General features: G+C 42.8%; 11 protein-coding genes and 2 pseudogenes. 10 read left to right on the top strand and 3 right to left on the bottom strand.

Features of this window, described 5'->3' with window-relative positions; all coding sequences use genetic code 11:
- Positions 1–156: 156 nt before the first annotated feature.
- Positions 157–1,089 carry a Gfo/Idh/MocA family protein gene (locus K6984_RS15015; protein ID WP_221896262.1) on the top strand — a complete coding sequence of 311 codons (933 nt, stop codon included), beginning with the start codon at positions 157–159 and terminating at the stop codon, positions 1,087–1,089.
- Between the two features lie 214 nt (positions 1,090–1,303).
- Positions 1,304–1,543, top strand: a pseudogene (locus K6984_RS31135) (IS110 family transposase); the annotation flags it as partial.
- Between the two features lie 48 nt (positions 1,544–1,591).
- Here the strand turns inward: K6984_RS31135 and K6984_RS31130 are convergent.
- The gene (locus K6984_RS31130; protein ID WP_230988100.1) at positions 1,592–1,735 is read right to left on the bottom strand and encodes a hypothetical protein; all 144 of its coding nucleotides are present in this window, start codon (positions 1,733–1,735) and stop codon (positions 1,592–1,594) included.
- Between K6984_RS31130 and K6984_RS31125 the strand changes: the two genes are divergently transcribed.
- The 3 genes and pseudogenes from K6984_RS31125 (at position 1,692) to K6984_RS31115 (ending at position 2,467) form a co-directional block, all read left to right on the top strand.
- Entirely contained in the window at positions 1,692–2,045 is a 354-nt protein-coding gene (locus tag K6984_RS31125) for a hypothetical protein (protein ID WP_230988099.1), read from the top strand. The two genes, K6984_RS31130 and K6984_RS31125, sit on opposite strands and share 44 nt — an antisense overlap.
- A gap of 83 nt (positions 2,046–2,128) precedes the next feature.
- Positions 2,129–2,254, top strand: a pseudogene (locus tag K6984_RS36280) (transposase); the annotation flags it as partial.
- Between the two features lie 45 nt (positions 2,255–2,299).
- Positions 2,300–2,467 (top strand): hypothetical protein, encoded by a 168-nt coding sequence (locus K6984_RS31115; RefSeq protein WP_230988104.1) that lies wholly within the window; start codon positions 2,300–2,302, stop codon positions 2,465–2,467.
- A gap of 48 nt (positions 2,468–2,515) precedes the next feature.
- On the opposite strand, the gene K6984_RS33735 is transcribed toward K6984_RS31115, so the two are convergent.
- Positions 2,516–2,650 carry a hypothetical protein gene (locus tag K6984_RS33735; RefSeq protein WP_263458766.1) on the bottom strand — a complete coding sequence of 45 codons (135 nt, stop codon included), beginning with the start codon at positions 2,648–2,650 and terminating at the stop codon, positions 2,516–2,518.
- A gap of 27 nt (positions 2,651–2,677) precedes the next feature.
- Positions 2,678–2,806: a hypothetical protein gene (locus tag K6984_RS33730; RefSeq protein WP_263458596.1), complete on the bottom strand. Its 129-nt coding sequence runs from the start codon at positions 2,804–2,806 to the stop codon at positions 2,678–2,680.
- A 563-nt stretch (positions 2,807–3,369) separates the two neighbouring features.
- Between K6984_RS33730 and K6984_RS15000 the strand changes: the two genes are divergently transcribed.
- The 5 genes from K6984_RS15000 to K6984_RS14980 all read left to right on the top strand — a co-directional run bounded on the left by K6984_RS15000 (position 3,370) and on the right by K6984_RS14980 (position 6,306).
- Entirely contained in the window at positions 3,370–4,467 is a 1,098-nt protein-coding gene (locus K6984_RS15000; RefSeq protein ID WP_221896260.1) for a DegT/DnrJ/EryC1/StrS family aminotransferase, read from the top strand.
- A gap of 7 nt (positions 4,468–4,474) precedes the next feature.
- Positions 4,475–5,209, top strand: coding sequence for an HAD family hydrolase (locus K6984_RS14995; protein WP_221896259.1), 735 nt, complete (start codon positions 4,475–4,477; stop codon positions 5,207–5,209).
- 75 nt (positions 5,210–5,284) lie between these two features.
- Positions 5,285–5,521: a type II toxin-antitoxin system VapB family antitoxin gene (locus K6984_RS14990; RefSeq protein ID WP_221896258.1), complete on the top strand. Its 237-nt coding sequence runs from the start codon at positions 5,285–5,287 to the stop codon at positions 5,519–5,521.
- Positions 5,499–5,912 (top strand): PIN domain-containing protein, encoded by a 414-nt coding sequence (locus K6984_RS14985; protein WP_221896257.1) that lies wholly within the window; start codon positions 5,499–5,501, stop codon positions 5,910–5,912. Before K6984_RS14990 ends, K6984_RS14985 begins: the two co-directional genes overlap by 23 nt.
- A 25-nt stretch (positions 5,913–5,937) precedes the next feature.
- A complete protein-coding gene (locus K6984_RS14980; protein WP_221896256.1) occupies positions 5,938–6,306 on the top strand; it encodes a 4a-hydroxytetrahydrobiopterin dehydratase in 369 nt (122 codons plus the stop codon).
- Positions 6,307–6,312: the final 6 nt, after the last annotated feature.

Raw genomic sequence — 6,312 nt, 5'->3', positions numbered from 1 at the left:
ATGGCGCGCCTGACTCTTGGCTATGTAACTGAGATAGGGTTGAGGCTGCGCTTGTGCTGGACAGGGGCTCATTCTGATTAGCCGGATAGTAAGTGTTTTGGTGTAAGCTTTAAATCATATACAATAGGCAAAATTTTTAATCGATAATGAAAAGCTATGAGTAAACTTAAATGTGCTGTTATTGGGACAGGTTACCTGGGCAAGTTTCATGCGGAAAAATACGCATCACTGCCGGATTGTGAATTAGTTGCTGTTGTTGATATTAATGAGCAAGCGGCTAAGGACGTTGCTACAAAGCATGGAGCCGAAGCTTTAACAGATTATCAGTCTTTACTGGGTCATGTCGATGCAGTCAGCATTGTTGTGCCGACCACATTGCACCATCAGGTCTCCAGAGACTTTCTTCAGGCCGGTGCGCATGTTTTAGTTGAAAAGCCGATTACGGTTACCGTAGCAGAAGCAGATGAACTTATCGAGATAGCGAAACAAAAAAACATTGTATTGCAGGTCGGACATTTAGAGCGCTTTAATCCTGCGGTTATGGGGCTGGGCGATTTGGAGGATAAGCCATTATTTATCGAGTCACATCGTTTATCGCCGTTTAATCCGCGTGCCAATGATGTCAGTGTGGTGCTGGATTTGATGATTCATGATATTGATATTATTCTGGCGATTGTTGATTCTGAAGTAGATCATATTGAAGCCAGTGGTACGGAAGTTTTAACCAAAGGAACCGATATCGCCAATGCGCGGCTGACCTTTAAAAATGGCTGTGTAGCGAATGTTACCGCGAGCCGCATTAGCATGAAGATGGAGCGTAAAATGCGTATGTTCCGCCCCAATTCATATATTTCTATCGATTTTCAAAACCGTGTTTTAACCAAGCACTATGCTGGTGAAGGCGAAATGTTTCCTGGTGTGCCTAAAATCGAAACGGACAAATCCGTGTTTGAAAATGGCGATGCCCTGTTAGAAGAAATCAAGCACTTTATTGCATGCATCCAGTCGGGTAACACGCCTGATGTATCAGGCGAAGCAGGCCGACGTGCTTTAGCTACAGCGATTGAGATTACCAATTTGCTGCAATAGGGCTGATGATATGGACTCCTCTCCCACCAACAGTGTCATAATGCACCTAAGAGTAATAACGGAGCAAAGAGGAGCCCGACATGAATAATAGCGTAATTGGATTGGATATAGCAAAAAATATTTTTCACATGTATACATTTGATGAAAAAAATCAAAACCTGTTAAGAAAAAGCTAAAACGAGCTGAGCTTTTAATATTTTTTGCAAATTATCCAGTGAGCTTAATTGGAATAGAAGCCTGTGGCGGAGCTCATCACTGGGCAAGAGAGTTAACTAAACAAGGGCATGAAGTCATTTTGCTTAATGCCCGTTATGTAAAGGGTTTTGTGGTGGGGAACAAAAATGACTTTAATGATGCCGCTGCTATATTTGATGCGGTTACCCGTCCAAATAAGCGCACAGTGTCGATAAAAACGATTGAACAGCAAGACATTCAACTTGTTCATAGAATACGTGAAGGCCTTGTTGGCAAACGTACTGCGCTGGTTAATCAAGTGCGAGGGCTACTCAGTGAAAGAGGCATTGTTATTCCTACAGGCGCGCCATGCTACCTCACGAAATTCTGGGACTCCTGTCGCCATAATTCGTTCACCTACGCAGCGGATGGGAGATGCCCTGAACGCCCTGCGTCCGCAACGACTACGCACAAAAGCCGCTTCGTCATTACTACCTCACTGGCTGGACGGCTATTCGGAATGCAATTCTTGCTCCTCTCGCGTGCTGCTAGCACACGTCGAATCAGCGAATTGCCCTGTCGCCTATCAGGGGCTAAAAATCACCACTTCGCTAAGCTCCGTTTCCATGATTTTCAGCGAAGGTATAAAGAAAGTAAGAGTAGAATTACCGTTGATTTTAGAAGATAGCGACAATGATTTGACTGATTTAAGTCGAGAAATGTTTGCTGAGCAATATGAAAAACTAGTTGCACTAGATGAAGAGATTAAACAACAGGACTGACGTATTAGCTGGCTATGTAATAGCAATCAGTTAAGCCAGCGTTTTCTTGATGTGCCAGGTATTGGGGCAATAACAGCCACCACATTGCCTCAGACATAGGGACAGGTAAAAGCTATCAGAGTAGCCGAGATTATGCAGCCAGCTTAGGGATTGTTCCGAGACAACATAGCAGTGGTGATAATCAGGTTTATTTAGGAATTAGTAAGCGAGGTAACCGCTATATTCGTACGATGTTAATTCATGGAGCACGATCGGTGTTAAAGCACTGTAGTGGTAAAAAAGATAAATTAAGCCTATGGCTACAAGCACTCATTGAGCGGCGTGGATTTAATAAAGCCGCCGTTGCGCTGGCCAATAAAAATGCCCGAATACTGTGGGCGATGGCGAGTCAGGATAAAGAATATGATACAGCTCTGACATAGTTAGAGTGCATAAGCAGGGTTACCCACCCTTTGCCCACCGACTGCGAGCTAGGAGGGCTCTCGCTGAAAATCCTGGAAACGGAGCTTTAGCGAAGTGAAGATTTTTAGTCCGCGATAGCCGTAGGGCCGTTGTTTTTTCGGAGTCTGAGCGTTAGCGAAGGTGGAGACAAAATAAAAGGCCATCCGACACGGCGTCAAGTCATTTGGAGCCTATGTTCCGACCCCTTGTTGGGTCGGGACGAGGTGACGAGGACGAATCGGGGCCGCCGGAGGCATAAGTGGTCGCGTTAAGTTTTTGCTGCTTGCTTGGGCTGGGATGCCCAAAACAAGCTTTCGCAAAAATAGCGACTCCCCGATCGTCTGTGGACAAAGCGTGGATAACCCTGAGATAACCGAGTAACCAAGATTGCGGAGGCAAGTTAACCAATATTGATGACAACAACAGGTCAGACCGATACTTTTACAGAACCCTTGCAACCCAGAGAGTCCATTGCGAGACCGTTAGGCTGGTAGGGTCAAAAAGTATGCGAATAGATTCATCAGGAGTCCTGAGGCAAAAAAGCCTCTGTTAGAGACCGAATATATGGCTGCAATCTTGTTCACTGTTATTAGCATCAATTATGTAAAACTTGGCTTGCAATAAACGAGGAGTCCATATATGGGTTGTAGAGAGGTATGCTTATATTTATTACCATGAAGTTAATGAAGAGAATGGACAAAGGCCTTTTCAAATATGCTGAATAAAGATGAGTTCGATACCTTCATGGTAAAACAGAATATAGGCTGAAATCAGCCCTTGGCTGTAGAGCGGACTTTAGTCCGCTAGTATCATATTTTAATGATGTTGCTTTAATAGTCACAAACACAAACACAAACAGTATTATTTTAAAAGGTAGTGAATTATGATCCCAATGGTAAACCTGAAATCTCAGTATGCTGAAATAAAGCAAGAAGTTGAGCAGGGTCTGGCAGAAACAATAGAAAATTGCTTTTTTATTCTAGGGCCGAATGTTCAAGCTTTTGAAAAAGAAGCGGCTGAGTATCTAGGGGTTAAACATGCGATTGGCGTTGCTTCGGGTACCGATGCATTGCACCTGGCCTTGCTCGCAGAAGGAATCGGAGAGGGCGATGAGGTGATTACCACCGCATTTACCTTTATTGCGACTGCCGAAGCAATTCGTTATGTGGGGGCGAAGCCGGTTTTTGTGGATGTAGACCCTAAGACCTTTAATATTACAGCGGCTACGATTGAAGCGGCAATTACCGATAAAACCACGGCGGTTATGCCTGTGCATTTATTTGGCCAGCCAGTGGATATGGCGGCTATTCAAGCTGTGTGTGATAAGCATAATCTAAAGTTGATTGAAGATTGTGCGCAGTCATTTGGTGCACCAATCGATGGCAAACAAACGGGTAGCATAGGCAATGCAGCGGGCTATAGTTTTTTTCCGAGTAAAAATCTGGGTGCTTTTGGCGATGGCGGTTTAGTCGGCACCAATTCAGATACAACGGCAGAAATGGTCAGGCAATTACGTAACCATGGTTCAAAAGTACGTTATTACCATGATGTAGTAGGTTTTAATAGTCGATTAGATGAAATGCAAGCTGTGGTTTTACGCGCGAAATTAAAGCGTATTGATCGTTACAATGCCAGCCGCCGACATGTGGCGCATTTATATTCTGAATTAATGGCTGATTTGCCCATTGAAACACCGTATGAAGACGGCATAGGTGTGCATGTTTATCATCAATATACTCTACTATCGGATCGCCGCGATGAAATTCTTGAAGCCCTGCAAGCTAAGCAAATTGCCTGTTCGGTTTTTTATCCTGTGCCTTTGCACCAGCAAAATGTATTTAAGGATGATTGCTCGGGTTTGAGTCTGCCAGCGACCGAAGCAATTGCCGCGCGCTGTATGTCTTTGCCCATATGTTCCGAGTTAAGCGATGAGTCGGTTAAAGAGATTGTTGCTGTGATTCGTAGTGTATTTGCAGGGTAGTGATTAGATGAAGCAAGCCCCAATATATGCTCTGGATTTTGACGGTGTGATCTGTGATAGTGCAGTTGAAACCGCAATTACTGGCTGGAAAGCGGCTACTTTTGTCTGGCCTGATATGGCAAACACTGTTCCGGATCAGTCTCATATCGAGAGCTTTCGCCTATTGCGTCCAAGTCTGGAAACGGGCTATGAGGCAATTATCTTGATGCGCTTATTGCAACAAGGGGAGCCCGTAGAGAGCATTCAAGCTAATATAAGCAGCTTCATAAAGGAGCTAGGCGCGGATAGTAGTCTGTTAAAGAAAATATTTGGTGGAACGCGAGACCAATGGATTCATTATGCGCGGGATGAATGGATAACAATGAACCCTTTATTTGAGGGTGTGGACGAAAAACTGCAAAAATTAAGTGGCAAGAACTGGTATATCGTCACCACGAAACAGGAGCGCTTTGTCGAGCAAATATTACAGGCAAATCAGGTTGACCTCCCGGTTGATATATATGGACTAGATCGAAAAATGGGCAAACAGGATATACTGCTGGAGTTAATAGAGAAACATGGTGCGCATACGATTCGCTTGATTGAAGACAGACTACCCACCTTATTGGGTGTTTTAGAGAATAAACAATTAAGTGCGGTAGAGTTGCAACTGGTTGATTGGGGATATAATACCGAACAGGATAGAACGGATGCCAGAACAAAAGGGATTAAGGTGATTGGCTTATCCGAGTTTCTATTATAGTTGAAGGATAGTGGGCTTTAAAAGCTGGCTGGTGTGATATCATGTGTATAAAGTATACACCAATGAGATTTTGAAATGCGTACCAATATTGTTCTAGATGATAGCTTAGTTTCCCAAGCTCTTGCATTGACGGGCGCAAATAGTAAAAAAGAGGTTGTTAATCTAGCTTTATGTAAGTTAGTCGACTCATATAAAGAAAAAGATATTCATAGACAAAATTTTATTAAATCTTATTTTGATGAACCTATAATAACTGAAGACTTTACTCCTTTGAACAGGGATGACATTTATGCCAGATATAGTCTTTATTGATAGTAATATCTGGCTTTATGCACTGGTTCAAAGTCAAAACGATCATGGAAAAAGATTAAAAGCTAAATCTTGTATTGTGGAAGCAAATGATATTATTGTCAGTACGCAAGTTGTTAATGAGGTTTGTGTTAATTTGATGCGAAAAGCAAATAAGGATAATACTTATCTTAAACATTTTTTAAGTGATTTTGTCGTGACTTATTCTGTGTTAGCACAAACACAAGAAGATGTTTTACAAGCTGCAAGTATAAGAGAGGACTATCATTTTTCTTATTGGGATAGTTTGATTGTTGCCTGTGCTTTACGCAGTCACTGTAAAATACTTTATTCTGAGGACATGCAACATGGACTGAATATCTACCAGCAGTTGAGGATTTGTAACCCATTTTGAGCACGTACACAAAACGGAGAGCCAGATGACCGAAGCCTATACAGAAGCAGAAGTGAATAGCCGATTAAAAGCAGAGTTACCGCATTGGTACTATGAAAATGGCTGGATTCGGCGCAAGATTAAAACTAGTGGTTGGAAAGCCAGTCTTATGGTGGTTACAACAGTTGGGCATTTAGCTGAAAAAGCCTGGCATCACCCGGATTTAACAGTGTCTTATGCATTTGTGATCGTAAAATTAGTGACCCACTCAGCCAAGGGAATTACCGACAAAGATTTTTTATTGGCTAAAAAAATTGAAGAGGTAGTGATGTGGGATGCGGAGGCAACTTCGCAGGGAGTTTTTGAGGGTACGCCAGATGATCCGCGCTTTAAATATATTAAACAAGATAAATAAGGAACA

Origin of the sequence: Bathymodiolus japonicus methanotrophic gill symbiont (assembly GCF_019721995.1) — a bacterium.
GTDB lineage: Bacteria > Pseudomonadota > Gammaproteobacteria > Methylococcales > Methylomonadaceae > Methyloprofundus.
This window is presented reverse-complemented; position numbering and strand designations above follow the sequence as displayed.